The organism is Pseudomonas sp. MOIL14HWK12:I2 (assembly GCF_000510745.1).
Lineage (GTDB): Bacteria > Pseudomonadota > Gammaproteobacteria > Pseudomonadales > Pseudomonadaceae > Chryseomonas > Chryseomonas oryzihabitans.
In genome coordinates this window covers 351072-374913 of sequence record NZ_AZOA01000003.1, presented here as the reverse complement: position 1 = coordinate 374913, position 23842 = coordinate 351072, and the positions used below count along the sequence as shown (strand labels likewise).

General features: G+C 66.4%; 22 protein-coding genes. 15 read left to right on the top strand and 7 right to left on the bottom strand.

Translation table 11 applies throughout. The features are described from left to right. Nucleotides 1-54: 54 nt before the first annotated feature. The 7 genes from PSK12I2_RS0101780 (at nucleotide 55) to ispD (ending at nucleotide 7469) form a co-directional block, all read left to right on the top strand. Nucleotides 55-1005 (top strand): acetyl-CoA carboxylase carboxyltransferase subunit alpha, encoded by a 951-nt coding sequence (locus tag PSK12I2_RS0101780; RefSeq protein ID WP_017639042.1) that lies wholly within the window; start codon nucleotides 55-57, stop codon nucleotides 1003-1005. Nucleotides 1006-1015: 10 nt separating this feature from the next. Then, nucleotides 1016-2332, top strand: a complete 1317-nt coding sequence (gene tilS / locus PSK12I2_RS0101775) for a tRNA lysidine(34) synthetase TilS (RefSeq protein WP_027597071.1) — start codon at nucleotides 1016-1018, stop codon at nucleotides 2330-2332. Nucleotides 2333-2474: 142 nt separating this feature from the next. Beyond that, complete coding sequence (locus tag PSK12I2_RS0101770) at nucleotides 2475-4103, top strand: CTP synthase (RefSeq protein ID WP_007159476.1); 1629 nt, start codon at nucleotides 2475-2477, stop codon at nucleotides 4101-4103. Between the two features lie 2 nt (nucleotides 4104-4105). Beyond that, nucleotides 4106-4954, top strand: coding sequence for a 3-deoxy-8-phosphooctulonate synthase (gene kdsA / locus PSK12I2_RS0101765; protein ID WP_037007457.1), 849 nt, complete (start codon nucleotides 4106-4108; stop codon nucleotides 4952-4954). A 79-nt stretch (nucleotides 4955-5033) separates the two neighbouring features. Beyond that, complete coding sequence (gene eno / locus PSK12I2_RS0101760) at nucleotides 5034-6323, top strand: phosphopyruvate hydratase (RefSeq protein WP_007159474.1); 1290 nt, start codon at nucleotides 5034-5036, stop codon at nucleotides 6321-6323. 166 nt (nucleotides 6324-6489) lie between these two features. Beyond that, nucleotides 6490-6768 (top strand): septum formation initiator family protein, encoded by a 279-nt coding sequence (locus PSK12I2_RS0101755; protein ID WP_007159473.1) that lies wholly within the window; start codon nucleotides 6490-6492, stop codon nucleotides 6766-6768. Beyond that, entirely contained in the window at nucleotides 6768-7469 is a 702-nt protein-coding gene (gene ispD, locus PSK12I2_RS0101750) for a 2-C-methyl-D-erythritol 4-phosphate cytidylyltransferase (protein WP_027597069.1), read from the top strand. Before PSK12I2_RS0101755 ends, ispD begins: the two co-directional genes overlap by 1 nt. Nucleotides 7470-7472: 3 nt before the next feature. Here the strand turns inward: ispD and yedF are convergent, their stop codons facing one another. The 4 genes from yedF to PSK12I2_RS0101730 all read right to left on the bottom strand — a co-directional run bounded on the left by yedF (nucleotide 7473) and on the right by PSK12I2_RS0101730 (nucleotide 11163). Beyond that, nucleotides 7473-7721, bottom strand: a complete 249-nt coding sequence (yedF, locus tag PSK12I2_RS0101745) for a sulfurtransferase-like selenium metabolism protein YedF (RefSeq protein ID WP_007159471.1) — start codon at nucleotides 7719-7721, stop codon at nucleotides 7473-7475. Beyond that, complete coding sequence (gene yedE / locus PSK12I2_RS0101740) at nucleotides 7687-8913, bottom strand: selenium metabolism membrane protein YedE/FdhT (protein WP_027597068.1); 1227 nt, start codon at nucleotides 8911-8913, stop codon at nucleotides 7687-7689. The genes yedF and yedE overlap by 35 nt, the downstream gene beginning before the upstream one ends. Before the next feature lie 71 nt (nucleotides 8914-8984). After that, on the bottom strand, nucleotides 8985-10151 hold the full coding sequence (locus PSK12I2_RS0101735) for a hypothetical protein (RefSeq protein ID WP_027597067.1): 1167 nt from the start codon (nucleotides 10149-10151) through the stop codon (nucleotides 8985-8987). Between the two features lie 106 nt (nucleotides 10152-10257). Continuing rightward, nucleotides 10258-11163 carry a LysR substrate-binding domain-containing protein gene (locus tag PSK12I2_RS0101730; RefSeq protein WP_108581292.1) on the bottom strand — a complete coding sequence of 302 codons (906 nt, stop codon included), beginning with the start codon at nucleotides 11161-11163 and terminating at the stop codon, nucleotides 10258-10260. Nucleotides 11164-11264: 101 nt separating this feature from the next. Here PSK12I2_RS0101730 and PSK12I2_RS0101725 point away from each other — a divergent pair, with 101 nt between their 5' ends. The 8 genes from PSK12I2_RS0101725 to rpoS all read left to right on the top strand — a co-directional run bounded on the left by PSK12I2_RS0101725 (nucleotide 11265) and on the right by rpoS (nucleotide 18410). After that, nucleotides 11265-12377, top strand: a complete 1113-nt coding sequence (locus PSK12I2_RS0101725; protein ID WP_027597065.1) for an S-(hydroxymethyl)glutathione dehydrogenase/class III alcohol dehydrogenase — start codon at nucleotides 11265-11267, stop codon at nucleotides 12375-12377. A gap of 38 nt (nucleotides 12378-12415) precedes the next feature. Next, entirely contained in the window at nucleotides 12416-13270 is an 855-nt protein-coding gene (gene fghA, locus PSK12I2_RS0101720; protein ID WP_169886937.1) for an S-formylglutathione hydrolase, read from the top strand. Between the two features lie 66 nt (nucleotides 13271-13336). Beyond that, a complete protein-coding gene (ispF, locus tag PSK12I2_RS0101715) occupies nucleotides 13337-13810 on the top strand; it encodes a 2-C-methyl-D-erythritol 2,4-cyclodiphosphate synthase (RefSeq protein WP_027597063.1) in 474 nt (157 codons plus the stop codon). After that, nucleotides 13807-14865, top strand: a complete 1059-nt coding sequence (gene truD, locus PSK12I2_RS0101710) for a tRNA pseudouridine(13) synthase TruD (protein ID WP_027597062.1) — start codon at nucleotides 13807-13809, stop codon at nucleotides 14863-14865. Before ispF ends, truD begins: the two co-directional genes overlap by 4 nt. After that, nucleotides 14853-15608 (top strand): 5'/3'-nucleotidase SurE, encoded by a 756-nt coding sequence (surE, locus tag PSK12I2_RS0101705; RefSeq protein ID WP_027597061.1) that lies wholly within the window; start codon nucleotides 14853-14855, stop codon nucleotides 15606-15608. Before truD ends, surE begins: the two co-directional genes overlap by 13 nt. 38 nt (nucleotides 15609-15646) lie before the next feature. Then, nucleotides 15647-16285 (top strand): protein-L-isoaspartate(D-aspartate) O-methyltransferase, encoded by a 639-nt coding sequence (locus PSK12I2_RS0101700; RefSeq protein ID WP_007159462.1) that lies wholly within the window; start codon nucleotides 15647-15649, stop codon nucleotides 16283-16285. A 176-nt stretch (nucleotides 16286-16461) separates the two neighbouring features. Next, a complete protein-coding gene (locus PSK12I2_RS0101695) occupies nucleotides 16462-17307 on the top strand; it encodes a peptidoglycan DD-metalloendopeptidase family protein (protein WP_007159461.1) in 846 nt (281 codons plus the stop codon). A 110-nt stretch (nucleotides 17308-17417) separates the two neighbouring features. Then, entirely contained in the window at nucleotides 17418-18410 is a 993-nt protein-coding gene (gene rpoS, locus PSK12I2_RS0101690) for an RNA polymerase sigma factor RpoS (protein ID WP_007159460.1), read from the top strand. A 407-nt stretch (nucleotides 18411-18817) separates the two neighbouring features. Here the strand turns inward: rpoS and fdxA are convergent, their stop codons facing one another. The 3 genes from fdxA to PSK12I2_RS0101675 form a co-directional block, all read right to left on the bottom strand. Next, nucleotides 18818-19141 carry a ferredoxin FdxA gene (gene fdxA, locus PSK12I2_RS0101685; RefSeq protein WP_007159459.1) on the bottom strand — a complete coding sequence of 108 codons (324 nt, stop codon included), beginning with the start codon at nucleotides 19139-19141 and terminating at the stop codon, nucleotides 18818-18820. 68 nt (nucleotides 19142-19209) lie between these two features. Beyond that, entirely contained in the window at nucleotides 19210-21786 is a 2577-nt protein-coding gene (mutS, locus tag PSK12I2_RS0101680; RefSeq protein ID WP_027597059.1) for a DNA mismatch repair protein MutS, read from the bottom strand. 92 nt (nucleotides 21787-21878) lie between these two features. Continuing rightward, on the bottom strand, nucleotides 21879-23828 hold the full coding sequence (locus tag PSK12I2_RS0101675; RefSeq protein ID WP_027597058.1) for an ATP-binding protein: 1950 nt from the start codon (nucleotides 23826-23828) through the stop codon (nucleotides 21879-21881). Nucleotides 23829-23842: the final 14 nt, after the last annotated feature.

Below are 23842 nucleotides of genomic sequence, written 5' to 3'. Positions count from 1 at the left end.
TCCCTTAAGGTAGGCGCCCCGGCCCTTGGCTCTAGATTGCACTAACGGATGCCCATGAACCCGAACTATCTCGATTTCGAACAGCCCATCGCCGATCTCCAGGCCAAGATCGAAGAACTTCGACTGGTCGGTAACGACAATGCGCTGAACATCAGTGACGAGATCGCCCGGTTGCAGGAGAAGAGCCAGGCGCTCACCAAGAGCATCTTCAGCGACCTGTCCAGCTGGCAGGTGGCTCGTCTGGCGCGTCATCCGCTGCGTCCCTACACCCTCGACTACATCAACTACCTGTTCAGCGATTTCGAAGAGCTGCACGGCGACCGCCACTTCGCCGACGATCCGGCCATCGTCGGTGGCATCGCCCGTCTGGAAGGCCGTCCGGTGATGATCATCGGTCACCAGAAGGGTCGTGAAGTCCGCGAGAAGGTCCGTCGCAACTTCGGCATGCCGCGTCCGGAAGGCTATCGCAAGGCCTGCCGCCTGATGGAAATGGCCGAGCGTTTCAAGATGCCGATCCTGACCTTCATCGATACCCCCGGCGCCTACCCGGGCATCGACGCCGAAGAGCGTGGCCAGAGCGAGGCCATCGCCTGGAACCTGCGCGTCATGGCGCGCCTGAAGACCCCCATCATCGCCACCGTGATCGGCGAGGGTGGTTCCGGTGGCGCCCTGGCCATCGGCGTCTGCGACCAGCTCAACATGCTGCAGCACTCCACCTACTCGGTGATTTCGCCGGAAGGTTGCGCCTCCATTCTCTGGAAGACCGCCGAGAAGGCGCCCGATGCCGCCGAGGCCATGGGCATCACCGCCGAGCGACTGAAGAGCCTGAACATCGTCGACCAGGTGATCGACGAGCCCCTGGGTGGTGCGCACCGCGATCCCCAGGCCATGGCCAACAGCCTGCGCACCGCGCTGCTGGAACAGCTGGACGAACTCAAGGGCTACGACATGCCGGCGCTGCTGGAACGTCGCTACGAGCGCCTGATGAGCTACGGCATCGCCTGATCCCGCCCCTATGAGTCTGCTGGATCGGCTGCGCGCCCGCCTGGAGCGGCAGCCGCCCACCCGTCACTGGCGGGTGGGCTTTTCCGGCGGACTCGATTCCACCGTTCTCCTGCACCTCTTCGCGCGACTGCGCGAGCGCGGCCTGTTCGCCGATCTGCAGGCGGTGCATGTGCACCATGGTCTGCAAGCCGCGGCGGATGCCTGGGTCTCGCACTGCACCCGGGTCTGCCAAGCGCTGGCCATTCCTCTCGATATCCTGCACGTCCACATCGATGGCGCCGCCAGTCTCGAACGGGCTGCCCGCGAGGCGCGCTATGCCGCCTTCGCCCGGGTGCTGCCCAGGGAGGGCTGCCTGGTGCTGGGCCAGCATCGCGACGATCAGCTGGAGACCCTGCTGCAGCGGCTGGTGCGCGGCGCGGGGGTCAAGGGCCTGGCCGGCATGCCCGAGACCCGTTCCTTGGCCGCCGGTCGGCTCTGGCGACCGCTGCTGGACGAGCCGCGGCGCGCGCTGCTGGCCTATGCCGAAGCCGAGGGGCTGGACTGGATCGAGGATCCCAGCAATGCCGATACCCGGCTGGATCGCAATTACCTGAGGCACCAGGTGCTGCCGCGGCTACGCGACCGCTGGCCGGGCGTCGATCAGGTCATGGCGCGCAGTGCCCGGCATCTGGCCGAAGCCGACGAATTGCTCGGCGAACTGGCCAGCCTGGATCTGCAGCAGGCCCGGCGGGCCGAACAGCCTTTCCCCTGGATCCCCTTGCCCAGTCTGGCCCTGGCGCCCTTGCAGTCCCTGAGCGAGGCACGCCAGCGCAATGCCCTGCGGGTCTGGCTGGACAGCTTCACCCGCCAGCCCGACAGCGCCCACTGGGCCGGTTGGCAGGCATTGCGCGAGGCGGGCGAGGCCGGCGATCCCGTCTGGCGTCTCGAAGGTGGCAGTCTGCGCCGGGGGGCAGGGCGGATCTGGTGGGTGCCCGCGGCCTGGCCGGTCACGCCGTCACCCCAGGTCATTAACGGGCAGGAAACCACCCTGGAACTCCAAGGGAATGGTCGCCTGCGATTCAGCGTACCGGTCGTCGTATCCGGCTGGCGAATCGGCTATCGCCAGGGCGGCGAGCGGCTGGTCGTACCGGGTCGCGGCAGTCGCGATCTCAAGCGTCTGCTCAACGAACAGGGGGTGCCGCCGTTCCTGCGCGGCCGATTGCCGCTGCTCTGGCGCGGCGACGAACTGCTGGCGGTGGCCAACCTGCCCGGTCTGGATGGCCTGCCGGGGGGAGGGCGGCTTGAGTGGCAGCCCGCAGACGGCATGGGCGGGTTTGAGCTGGGATGACCTTTAGGCTAGACTACGCTCCCGTCTTATATCGCATTTTCCGCTCGCCCCGAGTGGACGGTGTGCATTGGTCCGGCGCCAGGCCGACCGCTCTCGCTTTCATCGGCGGCTCTCCGCCTCAACGCAGATTCTAGGAATTTTCATGACGCGCTTTATTTTCGTCACGGGCGGTGTTGTTTCTTCTTTGGGGAAAGGCATCGCCTCGGCCTCCCTGGGCGCCATTCTGGAAGCGAGAGGGCTGAAGGTCACCATGCTCAAGCTGGATCCCTACATCAACGTGGATCCCGGCACCATGAGCCCCTTCCAGCACGGCGAGGTGTTCGTCACCCATGACGGCGCCGAGACCGATCTGGACCTGGGTCACTACGAGCGCTTCATCCGCACCACCGTGACCCAGAACAACAACTTCACCACCGGTCGCATCTACATGGACGTCCTGCGCAAGGAGCGTCGTGGCGACTACCTGGGCGCCACCGTGCAGGTGATCCCGCACATCACCGACGAGATCAAGCGACGCATCATCAAGGGCGCCGGCGATGCCGACGTGGCCCTGGTGGAGATCGGCGGCACCGTCGGCGACATCGAGTCGCAGCCCTTCCTCGAAGCCATCCGCCAGCTGCGGGTGGAGATCGGCGCGCGCCGTGCCATGCTGATGCACCTGACCCTGGTGCCCTACATCGCCACCGCCGGCGAGACCAAGACCAAGCCGACCCAGCATTCGGTCAAGGAACTGCGCTCCATCGGCCTGCAGCCCGATGTGCTGATCTGCCGTTCCGACCACACCGTCGACAGCTCTTCCCGCCGCAAGATCGCCCTCTTCACCAACGTCGAAGAGCGCGCGGTCATCTCCCTGGAAGACGTCGACACCATCTACCGCATTCCCTCCGTGCTGCACGCCCAGGGCCTGGACGAATTCGTCGTCGAGCGCTTCGGCCTGGAGTGCAAGCCGGCCGATCTGTCCGAGTGGGATCGCGTGGTGGACGCCAAGCTCAACCCCGAGCAGGAAGTCACCATCGCCATGGTCGGCAAGTACATGGAGCTGCTCGACGCCTACAAGTCGCTGATCGAGGCCATGACCCACGCTGGTATCCAGAGCCGCACCAAGGTCAACCTGCGCTATATCGACTCCGAGCACATCGAGCAGCAGGGCACCCATCTGCTCAAGGGCGTGGACGCCATCCTGGTGCCGGGCGGCTTCGGCCTGCGCGGCGTGGAAGGCAAGATCGCCACCGTGCAGTACGCCCGCGAGAACAAGATCCCCTACCTGGGCATCTGCCTGGGCATGCAGGTGGCGGTCATCGAATTTGCCCGTAACGTGCTGGGCTGGAAAGACGCCAACTCCACCGAATTCGACAAGGCCAGTGGCCACCCGGTAGTCGGCCTGATCACCGAATGGCAGGATTCCACCGGCGCGACCGAGATCCGTACCGAAGGCTCCGACCTGGGCGGCACCATGCGCCTGGGCGCCCAGGAGTGCCAGCTGATCGGTGGTACCCAGGTGCACGACTGCTACGGCCAGGACGTCATCGTCGAGCGCCATCGTCACCGCTACGAGGTCAACAACAACCTCCTGCCGCAGATCGAGGCCGCCGGCCTGAAGATCTCCGGTCGCTCGGGCGACGGCGCCCTGGTCGAAGTGGTGGAAGCCCCGGATCATCCCTGGTTCGTCGCCTGCCAGTTCCACCCGGAGTTCACCTCCACCCCGCGTGACGGCCATCCGCTGTTCAGCGGCTTCGTCAACGCCGCCCTGCGTTACGCCAAGAAGGATTGATCATGACCGCTCAGAAGATCGTCCGCGTCGGCAACATCGAGATCGCCAACGACAAGCCCTTCGTGCTGTTCGGCGGCATGAACGTGCTGGAATCCCGCGACCTGGCCATGCAGGTGTGCGAGCAATACGTCAAGGTGACCGAGAAGCTGGGCATCCCCTACGTCTTCAAGGCCAGCTTCGACAAGGCCAATCGCTCCTCCGTGACCAGCTATCGCGGTCCGGGCATGGAAGCCGGTCTGCGCATCTTCGAAGAGCTCAAGGCCACCTTCGGCATGCCGGTGATCACCGACGTCCACGAGCCCTACCAGGCGGCGCCGGTGGCGGCGGTGTGCGACATCATCCAGCTGCCGGCCTTCCTCTCGCGGCAGACCGATCTGGTGGTGGCCATGGCCAAGACCGACGCCGTGATCAACATCAAGAAGGCGCAATTCCTCGCGCCCCAGGAGATGAAGCACATCCTCACCAAGTGCGAAGAAGCCGGCAACGACCAGCTGATCCTCTGCGAGCGGGGCTCCTCCTTCGGCTACAACAACCTGGTGGTCGACATGCTCGGCTTTGGCATCATGAAGAGCTTCGGCTACCCGGTGTTCTTCGACGTCACCCATGCCCTGCAGATGCCGGGCGGGCGTGCCGATTCCGCCGGCGGCCGCCGCGCCCAGGTCACCGACCTGGCCAAGGCCGGCATGAGCCAGGGCCTGGCCGGTCTGTTCCTCGAAGCCCATCCGGATCCCGAACATGCCAAGTGCGACGGCCCCTGTGCCCTGCGCCTGGACAAGCTGGAGCCCTTCCTGGCCCAGCTCAAGGCGCTGGACGAGCTGGTGAAGTCGTTCACGCCGATCGAAACTGCCTAAGCGGCGGCTGAACCAAAAGGCCCAGGCGCAGCCGAAGGCTGATCCGTCAATGACCGGTAACATGGAGATCGATACAAAAATGGCTAACATCGTCGACATCAAGGGACGTGAGGTCCTGGATTCCCGCGGCAACCCCACCGTTGAAGCGGACGTGATCCTGGACAATGGTATCGTCGGTCGCGCCACCGCGCCGTCCGGCGCGTCCACCGGTTCGCGCGAGGCACTGGAGCTGCGCGACGGCGACAAGAGCCGTTACCTGGGCAAGGGCGTCCTGAAGGCCGTGGGCAACATCAACGGCCCGATCCGTGACCTGTTGCTGGGCAAGGATCCGAGCGACCAGAAGGCCCTGGACCGCGCCATGATCGAGCTGGACGGTACCGACAACAAGGCCAAGCTGGGCGCCAACGCCATCCTGGCCGTGTCCCTGGCGGCCGCCAAGGCCGCTGCCGAAGACCAGGACCTGCCGCTCTACGCCCACATCGCCAACCTGAACGGCACCCCCGGTCAGTACTCCATGCCGGTGCCGATGATGAACATCATCAACGGCGGCGAGCATGCCGACAACAACGTCGACATCCAGGAATTCATGGTCCAGCCGGTTGGCGCCAAGAGCTTTGCCGATGCCCTGCGCGTGGGTGCCGAGATCTTCCATCACCTCAAAGCCGTGCTCAAGGCTCGTGGCCTGAGCACCTCCGTGGGTGACGAAGGCGGCTTCGCGCCCAACCTGGCCTCCAACGCCGACGCCCTGGCCGCCATCGCCGAAGCGGTTAAGAATGCCGGTTACGAGCTGGGCACCGACGTGACCCTGGCCCTGGACTGCGCCTCCAGCGAGTTCTACAAGGACGGCCAGTACGACCTGTCCGGCGAGGGCAAGGCCTTCGACGCCAACGGTTTCGCCGACTACCTGGCCGGGCTGACCGAGCAGTTCCCGATCATCTCCATCGAAGACGGCATGGACGAGTCCGACTGGGCTGGCTGGAAGGCCCTGACCGACAAGATCGGCAGCAAGGTGCAGCTGGTGGGCGACGACCTGTTCGTCACCAACACCAAGATCCTCAAGGAGGGCATCGAGAAGGGCATCGGTAACTCGATCCTGATCAAGTTCAACCAGATCGGCTCCTTGACCGAGACCCTGGAAGCCATCCAGATGGCCAAGGCCGCCGGCTACACCGCGGTGATCTCCCACCGCAGCGGCGAGACCGAAGACTCCACCATCGCCGACCTGGCCGTGGGCACCGCCGCCGGTCAGATCAAGACCGGTTCGCTGTGCCGTTCCGATCGCGTCTCCAAGTACAACCAGCTGCTGCGCATCGAAGAGCAGCTGGGTGCCAAGGCGCCTTACCGCGGTCGTGCCGAGTTCCGCAGCTAAAGGTTGCGCGACCGGGGAGGCGAGGACAGAGGTCGTCGCCTTCCGCCACGTCCGACGGACCACAGGATAGATGCCCAGTTTACAAGCGTAGAGCCGGGCTTCTATCCTGTTTTCGTCTCTGCCGCCGCCTTTGCGGCATCCGCCGTCCGCGAATCCGTTATCTCCCATGCGAAGTCCCTACTGGCTGTTCCCCTTCCTGCTCCTGCTGCTTGGCGGTCTTCAGTATCGCCTGTGGGTCGGTGATGGCAGCTTCGCCCAGGTGCGCGAACTCAAGCAGCAGATCGCCGACCAGAATGGTGAGAACAAGCGCCTGCTGGAGCGCAACGAGATCCTCGAAGCCGAGGTCGTCGAGCTCAAGAAAGGCATGGAGACCGTCGAGGAGCGTGCCCGCCACGAACTCGGCATGGTCAAACAAGGCGAAACCCTTTTCCTGCAATCCAAATAATGTCCCTTCTGCCTTCCTTCTGGGCGGTCATTCCCGCCGCGGGTGTGGGTGCGCGGATGCGTGCCGACCGACCCAAGCAATACCTCGATCTGTGCGGCCGCAGCCTGCTGGAGCGCACCCTCGACTGTTTTCTTGACCATCCGCGCCTGCGCGGGCTGGCGGTGAGCCTGGCGGCGGAAGATCCCTGGTGGCCGACGTTGGCCTGTGCCCGCGACGCCCGCATCCTGCGCGCCCCGGGTGGGCGTGAGCGCGCCGACTCGGTGCTGGGTGGCCTGCTGCTGCTGAGCGAGCAGGGCGCCAGCGATGGCGACTGGGTGCTGGTGCACGATGCTGCCCGGCCCAATCTCTGCCGCGCCGATCTGGATCGGCTACTGGCCGAACTGGCCCAGGACCCGGTGGGTGGTCTCCTGGGCGTGCCGGCGCGGGATACCCTCAAGCGCGTTGGCCGCGATGGCCGGGTGAGCGAAACCGTGGATCGCAGCCAGGTCTGGCTGGCCTACACGCCGCAGATGTTCCGCCTCGGTGCGCTGCGCGACGCCCTGAGCGCCGCTCTGGCCGCGGGCGCCGCCATCACCGACGAGGCCTCGGCCATGGAGTGGGCGGGGCATGCGCCGCGCCTGGTCGAAGGCCGCGCGGACAACATCAAGGTCACCACCCCCGAAGACCTGCAGCGACTGCAAAGTGTCTTCGCCGAGGCCTAGCCCTCAGGCCCGCAGCGGCACCTCAATGAGAAAGCGGAACAGCGCGCCATGCTGTTCCACCGCCTGACAATCGTAGCCCTGGCGCCGGGTATCTTCCGGAATGCCGTGGATCGACTGGGCGCAATCGGTGATCACCTCCAGGAGATCGCCGGGCTGCAGGGTCTGCAAGGTCTCCAGGGTGGCGATGGCGTTGTAGGGGCAGTGTTCGCCCCGTAGATCAAGCGACAGCGTCGGCGTCTTGGCGAGCGTCATGGACAGGCTTCCCGGGGCGAGTGAAACGGCGGGCGTTGAGTTGGACCAGCAGCAGGCAGAGGGCCAGGCCGGCAAAGGTCAGCAGCAGGCCGCTGCCGGGGCCTGCCTGCTGCAGCAGATTTATCCTGGGATAGGGCAGGGCGAGGGCGCTGCCCAGGCGGTCCCAGTAGACCGCCACCAGGGTCCCGCCGATGACGTTGCCCAGGCCCACCACCCAGAAATGCAGCTGGCCTTCCACCGCGCGGTACATCCAGCCGGTCTCGCAGCCACCGGCGAGGACGATACCGACGCCAAACAGCAGGCCACCGATCACGGCGTTGGGGCCCATCCAGAAGATCTTTGGCGCCATGCCCAGCTGGATGGCGCCAAAGGTGCCGAGGCAGGCCACCGCCATGCCCAGCAGGATGCCGGTCGCCGCCTGGGTGCGGCCGGTGGTCCAGAGGTCGCGGGCGGCGCTGGTGAAGCAGATCTGCGCCCGCTCGATCAGGCCGCCGAAGACCAGGCCGAAAAGGGTAGCCAGACCCAGTACCAGGGAGACCTCGAAGCGCCAGGCGGCGAAGAGCAGCGCCACCACCAGCACGGCGAGACCCAGCCGCGCCTGGCGACGCGCGCGCCGGGCCAGTTGCCCGGCATCGGGCAGGACGGCGGCGTGGGCGGTGACCTTCAGCGGAATGCGCAGCCAGGGCAGCAGGGTCAGCTTCACGCCAAGCCAGGCGCCGGCTACCGTGGCCAGCATGAAGGCCCAGGCGTGCAGCGAGAACATGGGGATGCCGGTAAAGAAGGCCGCCAGGTTGCAACCCATGGCCAGGCGGGCACCGAAGCCGGCGATGATGCCGCCAACCAGGCCCTGGAGCAGCCGGCGGCGACTGGTGGGCCAGCGCAGGCCGACGTTGCCGGCCCAGAGGGCGCAGGCCACGGCGCCCAGCAGCATGCCGATGATCATGACGCCATCGATGCGATCCAGGGGCGTGCCCTGCAGGCCGATCAGCCGGAAATAGCTCCAGTCCCTTACCGGGACGCCGAACCAGGCCAGCACATGGCCGCCCCAGCGGGTGAATTCGCCAGTCACAGCCCAGAAGGTTCCGGTCAGGGCGAAGTAGTAGGCCGAGGCGACGCCGAGGGCGATCAGCGTGGGCAGGGGCGCCCAGAAGCGCAGCAGATAGCGCTCGCGAAAGGCGGCTAGGGCAGACATGGTGACAACCTTGGCAGGGGCGGATTGGCGCTGAAGTCTAGTTCAAGCGCCAATCCGGTCCAGCGCAGCGGCTAGTAGCGATAGATGGCCGCCACGCCGGTGCCGCCCGGCATCCGCTCGCGCGGCAGGACCAGCACCTCGCCACCTTGCTGCAGGGCCTGGAAGCTGAGTTCGTCCAGCAGGTCGTCGGCATTGGCGCCCTCCGGCTTGGCCGGGACCAGCAGGCGCCGCTCCAGGTCCAGATAGCCCGGGATATGGCGATCGGCTTCCACCAGCAGGGTGTCGACCCGGGCGTCCAGCAGGGCGCCGCCGATGTCTTCCAGGCGATCCGAGGCCAGCCCCTGGCCATGACGCTGGGCGTAGGTATCCAGCAGGTCGTCGAGTCGCTGTTCCATGCGGGGCGCCATCACCGCCCAGGCCCTGGCACGCAGGGCGTCGTTGTCCAGGGGACCGGGATCACCGGCGATGCCTTCGGGCAAGAGATGGGGGTTCTGGCTCAGGCGGCGAAAGGCGGCCTGGTGCTCCGGCAGCGCGGCCAGCACCAGGGGTAGGCGAGCGGTGTTGCTGTGCACCCGGGTCAGGGCGCGGTCCAGGGCCAGGAAGTAGCGCTCGCGGTCGGCGTCCTGCTCATCATGCTTGCTGATGCCGCCGGCGTTGTGCTGCATGGAGTCGCCACGCTCGCCGGCCCGGCTGAAGCCCTGGGGTAGGCCGCGCTGGTTGCCTTCGGTCAGCTCGGTGCCAAGGGCGTCTTCCAGGGTGCGCGGCACCCCTTCGCCCAGCTCCACCTCCACCAGGTTGTCGCGGTTGCCTTCGAACAGGTGCGCCTGATTGCGGGTCAGGCACAGCACCTGATAGCGATCCCGCGCCTGGGCCAGGCGCAGCAGCGGCTGCAACTGGAAGTGGTGATTGACCCGGGCGGTCTCTTCCAGGGGATCCAGTACCTTGAGCACCCGGAGCTGATCGCGGTCGCGCAGGATGGCCAGGCCGCCGCGCGGGTAGTGCCAGAAATCGGCGTTGTCCACCAGGGTCTGCAGCGGCGCCAGCAGCGCGACGTGATCGGCTTCGGGAAAGCGCTCGACGAGATCCGCTTCCAGCTGCCGCAACAGATTCTTGAAGCGGATGACATTCTGCTCACGCTGCGGAAAGGCGCGCTCGGTGGGCATGTAGAGAGACAGGCATGGTGGGGTCGCCTCCTTCATCCAGGTGGCGAGTGCGTGATGATCGAGGGTGTCGTTCATGGGACCTCCGGCTGCAGGAGTCGCCGTGACGCCACCGGCAGGGCGGGGTCAGGACGACCGACACCCTTTCGAAGGCCGCTCGAAAGACCCGGTTCCTCCGCTGCGCTCAGCTTCCGGATGGGTGGCGAGCGCCGGGGCGCGGGGTGCTCAGGCCCTGTTTGAGGTGTTCCACCAGCAGGCGGATCTTCGGCGAGAGAAAGCGCCGCTGCGGGTAGAGGGCCCAGACCGCGCTGTTGGGCGGCTGGCGATTGTCCAGCAAGGCGCGCAGCTCGCCACGGGCCAGGTGCGGCAGCACGTAGTAGTCCGGCAGCTGGCACAGGCCGAAGCCGCGCAGGGCGGCGTCCAGCACCGCCTGACCGCTGTTGCAGCGCCAGGAACCCTGGACCCGGTGCAGCACCTCGCGATCGTTTTCGCGAAAGCTCCAGATATCGCTGGTGCCCACCAGGCAGCGATGGCGCCCGAGTTCCGACAGGGTATGGGGTGCGCCGAAGCGTTCCAGGTAGCTGGGCGCGGCACACAGATAGAGCTCCCGCGGCGCCAGACGGGTCGCTACCAGGCGGGAATCGGCCAGGCGCCCCAGGCGGATGGCCAGGTCGTAGCCTTCGTGCAGGAGATCGACGGTGCGATTGGTCAGGTCCAGTTCCAGGCTGACCTCGGGATAACGGGCGAGGAAGTCGTTGACCAGGGGCACGACGAAGCGCTCGCCATAGGTCACGGCGCAGGTCATGCGGATCAGCCCCTTGGGCTGGCTGGAGAGATCGCTGACCTCGCGCAGGGCTTCGTCGCGTGCCTCCTGCAGCCGGCGGCAGTGCTGCAGAAAGGTGTGGCCGGCTTCGGTGAGGGCGACGCTGCGGGTGCTGCGATAGAGCAGGCGCGCCTGCAGCCGTTCTTCCAGTCGGGCCACCTGCCGGCTCACGTGAGAGGTCGAGGTGCCGAGCCGATCGGCGGCCTGGCCGAAGTGCAGGGTGCTCGCCACGGCGACAAATTCGTCGATGCCCTCCCAGCCCATGATTGTTTCCCTGTGGCAAAAATGAATTCCAGTATGCCCGATTGTTCCAGGAATTCTGGCGTCTAAACTGGTCCTCTCGTTTTTTCGCCCCTCTGGAGTCGACCATGATCAAGTCCCGCGCCGCCGTAGCCTTCGCGCCCAACGAGCCCCTCAAGATCGTCGAAGTGGACGTCGAGCCGCCCAAGGCCGGTGAGGTGCTCATCCGCATCGTCGCCACCGGTGTCTGCCACACCGATGCCTACACCCTCTCGGGTCAGGATTCCGAAGGGGTCTTTCCCTGCATCCTCGGTCACGAGGGCGGTGGCATCGTCGAGGCGGTGGGCGAGGGCGTGACCTCGGTCGCAGTGGGCGATCACGTCATCCCGCTGTACACCGCCGAATGCGGTCAGTGCAAATTCTGCAAATCCGGCAAGACCAACCTGTGCAGCTCGGTACGCGCCACCCAGGGCAAGGGCCTGATGCCCGACGGCACCACCCGTTTCTCCTACAACGGCGAGCCGATCTACCACTACATGGGTTGCTCCACCTTTTCCGAGTACACGGTGCTGCCGGAGGTCTCGGTGGCGAAGATCCCCCAGGAAGCGCCCCTGGAAAAGGTCTGCCTGCTGGGTTGTGGCGTGACCACCGGCATCGGCGCCGTGCTCAACACCGCCAAGGTGGAAGAGGGCGCCACCGTCGCCGTCTTCGGCCTGGGCGGCATCGGCCTGGCCGCCATCATCGGCGCCAAGATGGCCAAGGCCAGCCGCATCATCGCCATCGACATCAATCCGTCCAAGTTCGACATCGCCCGTGAACTGGGTGCCACCGACTTCATCAATCCCAAGGATCACCAGAAGCCGATCCAGGAGGTCATCGTCGAGCTGACCGATGGCGGCGTCGACTACAGCTTCGAGTGCGTCGGCAACGTCAACCTGATGCGTGCAGCGCTGGAGTGCTGCCACAAGGGTTGGGGTGAGTCGGTGATCATCGGCGTGGCCGGGGCCGGCCAGGAAATCAGTACCCGGCCGTTCCAGCTGGTGACCGGGCGTGTCTGGCGCGGCAGCGCCTTCGGCGGCGTCAAGGGCCGCAGCGAACTGCCCGGCTATGTGCGCAAGGCGCAGAGCGGCGAGATCCCGCTGGACACCTTCATCACCCACACCATGGGCCTGGAGCAGATCAACGAGGCCTTCGAGCTGATGCACGAAGGCAAGAGCATCCGCACCGTCGTCCACTACTGATCGGCGGGAGGGCGCCCAGTGCGCCCTCTGCGCGGGAGATGACCATGAGTCTCGAACTGCTCTCCAGCAACAAGAGTTTCGGCGGCTGGCACAAGCGCTATCGCCATCGCGCCCGCAGTCTCGACTGCGACATGACCTTCGCCGTCTACCTGCCGCCCCAGGCGGAGGCGCGCAGCGACCTGCCGGTGCTCTACTGGCTGTCGGGGCTGACCTGCACCGACGAGAACTTCATGCAGAAGGCCGGTGCCCAGCGCCTGGCCGCCGAGCTGGGCCTGGTGCTGGTGGCGCCGGACACCAGTCCGCGCGGCGAAGGGGTGCCGGACGACCCCGAAAAAGCCTGGGATTTCGGCCTGGGGGCGGGGTTCTACGTCAATGCCACTCAGCAGCCCTGGGCCCGGCACTACCGCATGCACGACTATGTGGTGGAAGAATTGCCGGCGCTGATCGAGGCCAATTTCCCGGTCTCGGATCGTCGCGGCGTCAGCGGTCACTCCATGGGCGGCCACGGTGCCCTGATCTGCGCCTTGCGGCATCCCGGTCGTTATCGCTCGGTGTCGGCCTTTTCACCCATCGTCAATCCGCTGGATTGTCCCTGGGGGCACAAGGCGTTCTCCAACTACCTGGGCGAGGACCGCAGCACCTGGGCCGAGTGGGACGCCTGTGCGCTGCTGGCCAAGGCCGAGGAGCGCCTGCCGCTGCTGATCGACCAGGGCGAGCAGGACAGCTTCCTCGCCGAACAGCTCAAGCCCCAGGCGCTGCAGCGCGCGGCGGAAGCCGTGGGCCATCCGCTGGAACTGCGTCTGCAACCGGGGTATGACCACAGCTATTTCTTCGTCGCCAGCTTCATCGACGACCATCTGCGGCATCACGCGGCGGCGCTCACGGCCCCCTGAGGGCGACGGGAGCTGTCCCCAGCCGGTAGAATCGACGCCCTGTCAGTCTCAAGGGCGTCTCTTTTCATGCGCATAGGTCACGGTTTCGACGTTCACGCCTTTGGCGAGGGCGACTTCATCACCCTCGGCGGCATTCGTATTCCCCATCACCGTGGCCTGGTCGCCCACTCCGACGGCGATGTGCTGCTGCATGCCCTGGCCGATGCCCTGCTGGGCGCGGCCGCCCTGGGCGACATCGGCAAGCATTTCCCCGACACCGATCCGCGCTTCAAGGGCGCCGACAGTCGGGTGCTGCTGCGTCATGTGGTTGGCCTGGTCCGCGAGCAGGGCTGGCAGGTCGGTAACGTCGACGGCACCATCGCCGCCCAGGCGCCCAAGATGGCGCCGCACATCGAAGCCATGCGCCAGGCCATTGCCGAGGATCTGCAGGTCGAGCTGGGTCAGGTCAACGTCAAGGCCACCACCACCGAACGCCTGGGTTTCGTCGGGCGCGAAGAGGGCATCGCCGTACACGCCGTGGCCCTGCTGCTGCCGCTATGACCGAAGACCAGCTGCTCGGGCCGCGCGCCCATGGCGAGCCCTGCGGCCAGGCGATCCTCAAGGCCAGCGCCGAGGACTTTCAGGTGGACGAGGTGCTGGACATCCCGCTCAGCGGTGATGGCGAGCACCTCTGGCTGTGGGTCGAGAAGCGCGGCCTCAACACCGAGGAAGCGGTACGCCGCCTGGCGCGCGCCGCCGGGGTGCCGCAGCGGGCGATCAGCTATGCCGGTCTCAAGGATCGCCAGGCCCTGACCCGCCAGTGGTTCAGCCTGCACCTGCCCGGCAAGGCCGATCCGGATCTGTCGGCCGCCTGCGACGAGACGCTGGTAATCCTCCAGCAGGGTCGCCACCGCCGCAAGCTGCAGCGCGGCGCCCATGCCGCCAACGGCTTCCGCCTGCGGCTGACCGGGCTCCAGGCCGATCCAGTGGCGCTGGAGGCGCGGCTGCAGGCCATCGCCGCCGGCGGCGTGCCCAACTATTTCGGTCCGCAGCGCTTCGGCTATCAGGGCGGCAACCTGGCGGACGCTCAGCAGTGCGCCCGCGAGCAGCGCCTGCCCGAGCAACGCAATCGGCGCTCGCGCACCCTGTCCGCCGCGCGCAGCTGGCTGTTCAATCAGGTGCTGGCCGGGCGCATCGCCGACGGCTCCTGGAAGCGGGCGCAGGAGGGCGATCTGCTGGCCTTCACCGACAGCCGCAGCCACTTTCCGGCCACCGCCGCCGATCTGACCGATCCGCGCCTGGCGGCGCTCGATCTGCACCCCACCGGCCCCCTGTGGGGCGCCGGCGAGTCGCCGGTGCAGGGGCCGGCCGCAGACCTGGAGCGGCAGGTCGCAGAGGCCGCCGGAGAGCTGCCCGCCTGGCTGGCCGGTGCCGGCCTCTCGCATGAACGGCGCATCCTGCGCCTCCCCATCGGCGGCCTGACGTGGCATTATCCCGCTCCTGACATTCTGCAACTCGAATTCGTCCTGCCGGCCGGCTGTTTCGCCACCGCAGTGGTTCGCGAGCTGGTAACGCTCGGCGAGGCAGGGCAGACGGAACATCCATGCGACTTCTGATCGCCAACGACGATGGGGTGCTGGCCCCCGGTATCGCCGCGCTGCATGCCGCGCTCTCCGCCCGTGCGGACTACGAGTGCCAGGTAGTCGCGCCGCTCTATGACATGAGCGGTGTGAGCAGTGCCCTGACGCTGGACCGCCCCCTGCATCCGCAGCGCCTGCCCAATGGCTACCTGGGCGTCAACGGCACGCCTACCGATTGCGTTCACCTCGGCCTCAATGGCCTGCTGGAAGAGACGCCGGACATGGTGGTGGCCGGCATCAACCTGGGTGCCAACCTGGGCGACGACGTCCTCTATTCCGGCACCGTGGCCGCGGCCATGGAAGGACGGTTCCTCGATCGTCCGGCGCTGGCCTTCTCGCTGGTGTCGCGCAGTGCCGACAACATGGCGGTGGCGGCCGAGATCGCCGCCCGCATCGTGGCCCTGCACGAACGCTTCGATCTGCCGCCGCGCACCGTGCTCAACGTCAACATCCCGGATCTGCCGCTCGAGCAGATCAAGGGCCTGCAGCTGACCCGTCTGGGGCACCGGGCCCAGGCCAAGCCGCCGGTGCGCGAGATCAATCCGCGCGGCAAGGCCGGTTACTGGATCTCGGTTTCCGGCGATGCGGTGGATGGCGGACCGGGTACCGACTTCCATGCCGTGCTGGAAGGCTATGTCTCGGTGACGCCGCTGCAGTTCGATCGCACCTTCCGCGAGGGCTTCGCCGGCCTGTCGGCGCTGACGGAGCTGCTGGCATGACTCAGGGGCAAGAGCATATGCAAAGACACGGCATCGGCATGACCTCCCAGCGTACCCGGGAGCGGCTCATCCAGCGCCTCTACGAAGAGGGGCTGTCCAACGCCCAGGTGCTGGAGGTGATCCGCCGTACGCCGCGCCACCTGTTCGTCGACGAGGCCCTGGCCCATCGCGCCTACGAAGACACGGCGTTGCCCATCGGCCACAACCAGACCATCTCCCAGCCGTTCATGGTGGCGCGCATGACCGAGCTGCTGCTCGCCGGCGGGCCGCTGGACAAGGTCATGGAGATCGGCACCGGCTCCGGCTACCAGACCGCCATCCTGGCGCAGACCGTGGAGCGGGTGTTTTCCGTGGAGCGTATCCAGTCGCTGCAGGATCGGGCCAAGGAGCGTCTGCTCGAACTCAACCTGCGCAACGTGGTGTTCCGCTGGGGCGATGGCTGGGAAGGCTGGCCGGCACTGGCACCCTACAACGGCATCATCGTCACCGCTGCGGCGCGGGAAGTGCCCCAGGCGCTGCTCGACCAGCTGGCCCCTGGCGGTCGCCTGGTGATCCCGGTAGGCGTCGACGAGGAGCAGAAGCTTCTGCTGATCGTGCGCGAGGCTGAAGGCTTCGTCCGCCACGAACTCAACGCCGTCCGTTTCGTGCCCCTGCTCAACGGACCTCTGGCCCAGTGAGAGACAGGGAACGTTACCCCGGTACCGCGCTCCAAGGCTGCCTGACGGCAGCGGCCGCTTGAGGCCGGCAGGATGGCCGGACGGTAGATGATCAGACTCTGCGGGAGGAACGGGTGAAGGCCCGAGCGCAAGGATTTCCAGGACGAGGGCGTTCAGGCTGGCTGGCGACACTGCTCGTGGCCCTGCTGCTGACGGGTTGTTCGAGCAACGGCTCGCGAGCGCCGGTGGTCGACCGCGGCGATGGCCGCAGCAGCGTGCCCCAGGTCACCTCCGGGCAGTATCGCGTCAAGCGCGGAGACACCCTGTTTTCCATCGCCTCGCGCAACGGCTGGGAATGGCGCGCCCTGGCGGCCCAGAACGGCCTCGCTGCGCCCTATGTCATCCATGTCGGCCAGGTGATCCGCTTCGGCAATGGCGGCAGCGCCACGGGTTCCAGTCGCATCATTCGCCGGCCGGCCACGGGCTCGGCCACCCCTGTCGCTTCCGCGCCGGCACCCGGCAATCCGGTGGCGACCCCGGTACCCATTCCGCCGCCCGTGACCTCCAATCCCACCGCCGCCACCCCGGTGGTGACCCCGAATCTGCCCGCGGCACCGCCGCCGACGCCGGTGACACCGGCCCAGACGCCGACCCGTGACGTCCCCCAATCCGCCGCCGGTTGGGCCTGGCCGACGAAAGGTACGTTGATCAGTCGCTTCTCGGCCAGCAGCAGCCTAAACAAGGGAATAGACATCGCCGGCCAGGAAGGTCAGCCCGTGATGGCCGCCGCCGATGGCACCGTGGTCTATGCGGGAAATGGTCTACGGGGTTATGGTGAACTGGTTATCGTCAAACACAGCGAAACCTACGTCAGTGCCTACGGTCACAATCGTAGGTTGCTGGTTCGGGAAGGTGAGCGTGTCAAGATAGGGCAGACGATTGCCGAGATGGGTTCGACCGGGACCGACCGCGTCAAGCTCCATTTCGAGATTCGCCGTCAGGGCAAGCCGGTGGATCCCTTGCAGTTTTTGCCCAATCGCTGATTCGCTAGGCGCCGACTCGATCCCGCAGCTCTTTGGGGGCGAGTCATGGCGCATCGGCAACGTATCGATACGCCCTGGCTCGAAGCACAGACGAGCAAGGGTTACTCAAGATGATCCAGAACAAACAAGAAACCGAGTACGATCTCGGCGACGATGTCCTGCTTCTCGATTCCAATCCCTTCGGTGAGGAATCCGCCGATACCGCCATGACCAAGGCCCTGTCCGGGCGCGGCAACCAGGTCTTGCGCGGTGCCAAGCTGGCCGACTATGGCCGTGCACTCGACGCCACTCAGCTCTATCTCAACGAAATCGGCTTCTCGCCACTGCTGTCACCGGCAGAAGAGGTGCATTTCGCCCGTCTCGCGCAGCGCGGCGATCCCGCCGGTCGCAAGCGCATGATCGAAAGCAACCTGCGTCTGGTGGTCAAGATCGCCCGGCGCTACATCAACCGTGGTCTGTCGCTGCTCGATCTGATCGAAGAGGGCAACCTGGGCTTGATCCGCGCGGTGGAGAAATTCGATCCCGAGCGGGGCTTCAGATTTTCCACCTATGCCACCTGGTGGATTCGGCAGACCATCGAGCGGGCGATCATGAATCAGACCCGCACCATTCGCCTGCCGATCCATGTGGTCAAGGAGCTCAATTTGCACCTGCGCGCCGCGCGGGAGCTGACCCAGAAGCTCGATCACGAACCTTCTCCCGAGGAAATCGCCGCCCTGCTGGAAAAGCCGGTGGCGGACGTGAAGCGGGTGATGGGCCTCAACGAGCGGATCAGCTCGGTGGACATGGTCCTCGGCCCCGATTCCGACAAGACCCTGCTCGATACCCTGACCGATGATCGTCCCACCGATCCCTGCGAACTGCTGCAGGATTCGGATCTCAACCAGAGCATCGACCAGTGGCTGCTGGAGTTGCCGGAAAAGCAGCGCGAAGTGGTGATCCGGCGCTTCGGGCTGCGCGGTCACGAAGCCTGCACCCTGGAAGAGGTAGGGCAGGAGATAGGCCTTACCCGCGAGCGGGTCCGGCAGATCCAGGTCGAGGCGCTCAAGCGGTTGCGGGAAATCTTCGAACGCAACGGCCTGTCCAGTGATTCGCTGTTCTGATCGCGCCTAGCTGAATGTCAGCCAAACGGAGCCCGGATTTTTCCGGGCTTTTTTCTGCGTGTTCTTGTAAGCCAGGGCTTACAGCCTGCGTAAGCCTGTATCGCTTGGAGCTGCCAGAAAGCATCGCTTGATCAGCGCGAGAAGACGCCAAGTGCCTGCTACATAACGTTTTTCTGTTTCTGGTCGAAGCGCAAGGCGAGATCGAAAGGCGCACTATGGCAGATTGCCAGCCTGCGGGAGAAGCGTACTATCGGCGCTGTGTCTGGGACGACACGGATCGGCAGGATGCGGATCAGGAACACCTCAGGACGAGGTTCACCAGGATGGTGGCAGGATTACAGGGACAGGGACGAAGGGGGCGGAGCGATCCGCCCCCTTTTTTATTGCCTGGAAATTCCAGGCAAGGCCTAGCGTTCGAGCTGGGGGAGCTTGTTGGGCTTGCCATCCCACTCGGCGGCGTCAGGCAGGGCGTCCTTCTTCTCGGTGATGTTCGGCCAGATGTTGGCCAGTTCACTGTTGAGTTCGATGAAGGCTTCCTGGCCGGCCGGCACCTCGTCTTCCGAGAAGATCGCCTGGGCTGGGCATTCGGGTTCGCACAGGGCGCAGTCGATGCACTCGTCCGGGTGGATCACCAGGAAGTTGGGGCCTTCGTAGAAGCAGTCCACCGGGCAGACTTCCACGCAGTCGGTATATTTGCATTTGATGCAGTTGTCAGTGACGACGAAGGTCATCTGCTCGTTCTCCTCAGGCTAAGGCGGCGGATTCTAGCAGCATTGCCGGAACCCTCGTATCCGTTAACTCAGATACGCTTTTTCCATTCGTAGATAAGCTCCAGGGCCCGTCTGGGTGTGATGTCGTCCGGCTGCAGGCGTTCCAGTTCCTCGATGAGAGGATGGACGGCGCTGGCGAACAGATCGGCCTGTAGCGGACGATCCTTGGCTGGCGCGCTCACCGGCAGCGGCGTACCCACCTCACCGTTGAAACTGGCCGCTTCCAGGCGGGCGAGATGCTCGCGCGCGCGCAGGATGACGTCTTCCGGCACTCCGGCCAGCTGCGCCACGGCCAGGCCGTAGCTCTGGCTGGCCGGGCCGGGCAGCACATGGTGCAAGAAGACGATGCGGTCGTTGTGCTCGGTGGCGTTGAGGTGGACGTTGGCCACGCTCGGCTGGCCGTCCGGCAGCACGGTCAGCTCGAAGTAGTGGGTGGCGAACAGCGTCCAGGCGCGCAGTCGCGCCAGTTGCTCGGCGGCGGCCCAGGCCAGCGACAGGCCGTCGAAGGTGCTGGTGCCGCGACCGACCTCGTCCATCAGCACCAGGCTGTGTTCGCTGGCGTTGTGCAGGATGTTGGCGGTCTCGCTCATCTCCACCATGAAGGTGGAACGGCCGCCGGCCAGGTCGTCGCTGGAACCGATGCGGGTAAAGATGCGATCCACCAGCGACAGCTCGCAACTGGCCGCCGGGACGAAGCTGCCGACATGGGCCAGGAGCACGATCAGCGCGGTCTGGCGCATGTAGGTGGACTTGCCGCCCATGTTCGGACCGGTGATCACCAGCATGCGGGTGTCGTTGTCCAGGGTGACGTCGTTGGCGACGAAGGGCGTTTCCAGCACCTGTTCCACCACCGGGTGGCGCCCCTGGCCGATCTTCAGGCAGGGCTCCTCGACGAAGCGCGGCTTGTTCAGGTCCAGGTTGAGAGCGCGCTCGGCGAAGTTGGCCAGGACGTCCAGTTCGGCCAGGGCGGCGGCGCTGTCCTGCAACGGCGCCAGGTGGCCGATGAGCTCGTCGAGCAGGGCTTCGTAGAGCGCCTTTTCCCGCGCCAGGGCGCGACTCTGGGCCGACAGCGCCTTGTCTTCGAAGGCCTTAAGCTCCGGGGTGATGAAGCGCTCGGCGCCCTTGAGGGTCTGGCGGCGGATGTAGTCGGCCGGGGCCGATTCGGCCTGGCGGCTGGGGATCTCGATGAAGTAGCCGTGGACGCGGTTGTAGCCGACCTTGAGGCCCTGCAGGCCGGTGCGGGCCTTTTCCCGGGCCTCCAGGTCCATGAGGAACTGGCCGGCGTTCTCGCTCAGGGTCTGCAACTCGTCCAGCTCGCTGTCGTAGCCGCGCTTGATGACGCCGCCATCGCGGATCACCGCGGGCGGATTGTCGATGATGGCGCGGGCCAGGGTAGCGGCCAGCTCCGGATAGGTCTGGATGCTCCGGGCCAGGTCGAGCAGGTGCGGGGCGATCATCTGCGTCAGCCCCTCCTGCAGCATTGGCAACGCGGCCAGGGCATCGCGCAGGCGGGCGAGATCCCGCGGGCGGGCGTTGCGCAGGCCGATGCGGGCGAGGATGCGCTCCAGGTCGCCGATATCCTTGAGCTGCGGTTGCAGCGACTCGAAGCGATAGCCTTCCAGCAGGCAGGTGATGGCGTCCTGGCGGGCTTCGATGATGGCGCGATTGCGCAGCGGACGATTCAGCCAGCGGGTCAGCAGGCGACTGCCCATGGCGGTCTGGCAGCGGTCCACCACCGATTGCAGGGTGTTGTCGCGACCGCCGGCCAGATTGACGTCCAGTTCCAGGTTGCGGCGGCTGGCGCCGTCGAGGATGACGGTGTCGTCCAGGCGCTCGTGGCGGAGGCTGCGCAGGTGTGGCAGGGCGGTGCGCTGGGTTTCCTTGGCATAGGCCAGCAGGCAGCCGGCGGCGCCGAGGGCCAGGCCCAGCTTGTCGCAACCGAAGCCCTTGAGGTCACCGGTGCCGAATTGCTGGCAGAGGCTCTTGAGCGCCGAATCGCAGTCGAAATCCCAGGGCGCCCGGCGACGTACGCCGCGGCGCTTCTCGGCGGGCAGGCCGGCGGGCCAGTCGTCGGGGATCAGCAGCTCGGCGGGATTGAGACGGTCCAGCTCCGCCAGCAGGGTTTCCCAGCCGGCCAGTTCCTGGACGGTGAAGCGACCACTGGCGATGTCCAGCACGGCCAGGCCGAACAGGCGTTCGTCGCCCAGCACGGCGGTCAGCAGGTTGTCGCGGCGCTCGTCGAGCAGCGCCTCGTCGCTGACCGTACCCGGGGTAATGATGCGCACCACCTGGCGTTCCACCGGGCCCTTGCTGGTGGCCGGGTCGCCGATCTGCTCGCAGATCACCACGGATTCGCCGAGCTTGACCAGCTTGGCCAGGTAGCCTTCGGCGGAATGGAAGGGGATGCCGGCCATGGGGATGGACTTGCCGGCCGAGGCGCCACGGGCGGTCAGGGTGATGTCGAGCAACTTGGCGGCACGCCGGGCGTCGTCATAGAACAGCTCGTAGAAATCGCCCATGCGATAGAACAGCAGCTGTTCGGGATGCTGATGCTTGATCTTGAGGTACTGCTGCATCATGGGCGTGTGCGCGGAGAGGTCGCTCATGCGGGTGTTTCGATCCGGTTGCCTGTGGATAGCCGCGTATTGTCCATCAACTGGCGGCGTTTGTCGGCCCCGCTCGGCTCAGGGCAGCGGCATCAGGCCTGCGGCCGTTGTTCGCGGGCAGCCAGCAGCAGATCGATCTGGGTCATGAGCCTTTCCAGGGTAAAGGGCTTGGCCAGCACCTCGACGCCGGGGACCGGCAGGGGCTGACCGGGCAGGTCCGCCTCGGCATAGCCGGTAATCAGCAGGGTCATCAGGCCGGGGCGGCGTTCACGGGCCAGGGCGGCGAGCTGGCAGCCGCTCAGCCCGCCTGGCAGGCCGACATCGGCGATCAGCAGGTCCAGCGGCGTATCCGATTCCAGCACCTGCAGGGCGGTGGCGGCATCGGTCGCCTCCAGGGTGCGGATACGGTGTTCGCGCAGGGCCTCGTCCACGAGCGTCCGCACCAGCGGTTCGTCGTCCACCACCAGCACCGTCATGCCAGCGGGATAGCGCAACGGCGAGGTGCGCAGCGTCTCGACCGACGGCGGCGGGGCGTCCACCAGGCGCGGCAGATAGAGGGTAACGGTAGTGCCCCGCTCGGGTGCCGAGACGATATGGGCGACGCCGCCGGACTGTTTGGCGAAGCCATAGATCATCGACAGACCGAGGCCGGTGCCCATGCCCACCGGCTTGGTGGTGAAGAAGGGATCGAAGGCGCGTGCCAGGACCTCGGGTGGCATGCCGGTACCGGTGTCGAGCACCGCCAGGGTCACATAGTCGCCAGGCGGCAATTCCAGGGCGGCAGCCTGGGCGTCGTTGAGCCGGCGATTGGCGGTGACGATGCGCAGCGTCCCACCCTCGGGCATGGCATCCCGGGCGTTGATGCACAGGTTGAGCAGGGCGTTCTCCAGCTGGTGGGGATCGCACAGGGTGGGATTCAACGCCTCGGCCAGTTCGATGTGGATCTCGACCTGGGGACCGACCGAGCGGCGGATCAGTTCTTCCATGCCCAGCACCAGGGCGTTGGTCTGGGTGGCGGTGGGGTCCAGCGCCTGGCGGCGGGAAAAGGCGAGCAGGCGGTGAGTCAGGGCCGCGGCCCGTTCGGCGGCGCCCTTGGCGCCCGTGGCATAGCGTTCGAGATCGGTGTAGCGGCCCTGGGCGAGTCTCAGGCTGAGCATGTCGAGACTGCCGATCACGCCGGTCAGCAGGTTGTTGAAGTCATGGGCGATGCCGCCGGTCAGCTGGCCCACGGCCTCCATCTTCTGACTCTGGCGCAACTGTTCCTCGGTCTGGCGCAGGGCTTCCTGCTGCTCGCGGATGGCCGTCACCTCGCGTACCGCGGAATAGATGAGGCCATCCTGCAAGACCGAATTCCACGACAGCCAGCGATAGCCGCCTTCGCGATGCCGATAGCGATTCTCGAAGCCGAACACGGGTTCGCCAAGCGTCAGGCGTTCCAGCGCCGCCTCGGTGCGGGCGCGATCCTCGACGTGGACGAAGGCCATGAAGGGTTCGTGGCGCAGTTGCTCTGCGCTCCAGCCCAGGGTGCTGGTCCAGGCCGGATTGAGGTCCAGCAGCTGGCCTTCGAGGGTGGCCGTGCAGAGCAGGTCGGGGCTGGCCTGCCAGATCAGGTCCCGCTGCCGGGTGCGCAGGGCCACTTCTTCGCCGAGATTGCCGGCGAAGCGATGGAGGGACTCCAGGCTGCGGCGCTGGGCCGCGCAGACCATGGCCATGATGACGTTGACCAGCACGAACAGCGCATGGGACACCCAGCGTTCGGAGAACAACGCGAAATAGGCCGGGGCCTTGACGAAGAGGGTCTCGGCCAGCAGTACCGACAGCAGGGTGGCGAAGATCCCGGGACCGAGGCCGAACCAGAAGGCCCCGGCCATGATGAAGGGAATGAACAGCAGATAGGGCAGGCTGTCGATCCCCAGGCTCAGCCGGATGCCGGCCGCGACGGCGATGAGCAGGGCCGCGCCCAGATAGCGCAAGGGGGCAGGGGCGTCCCGCGGGGCCAGCTTGAGCAACCGGCCGAGCAGGATGTAAGGGGCGATGGGCACTGGCGCTAGACCTC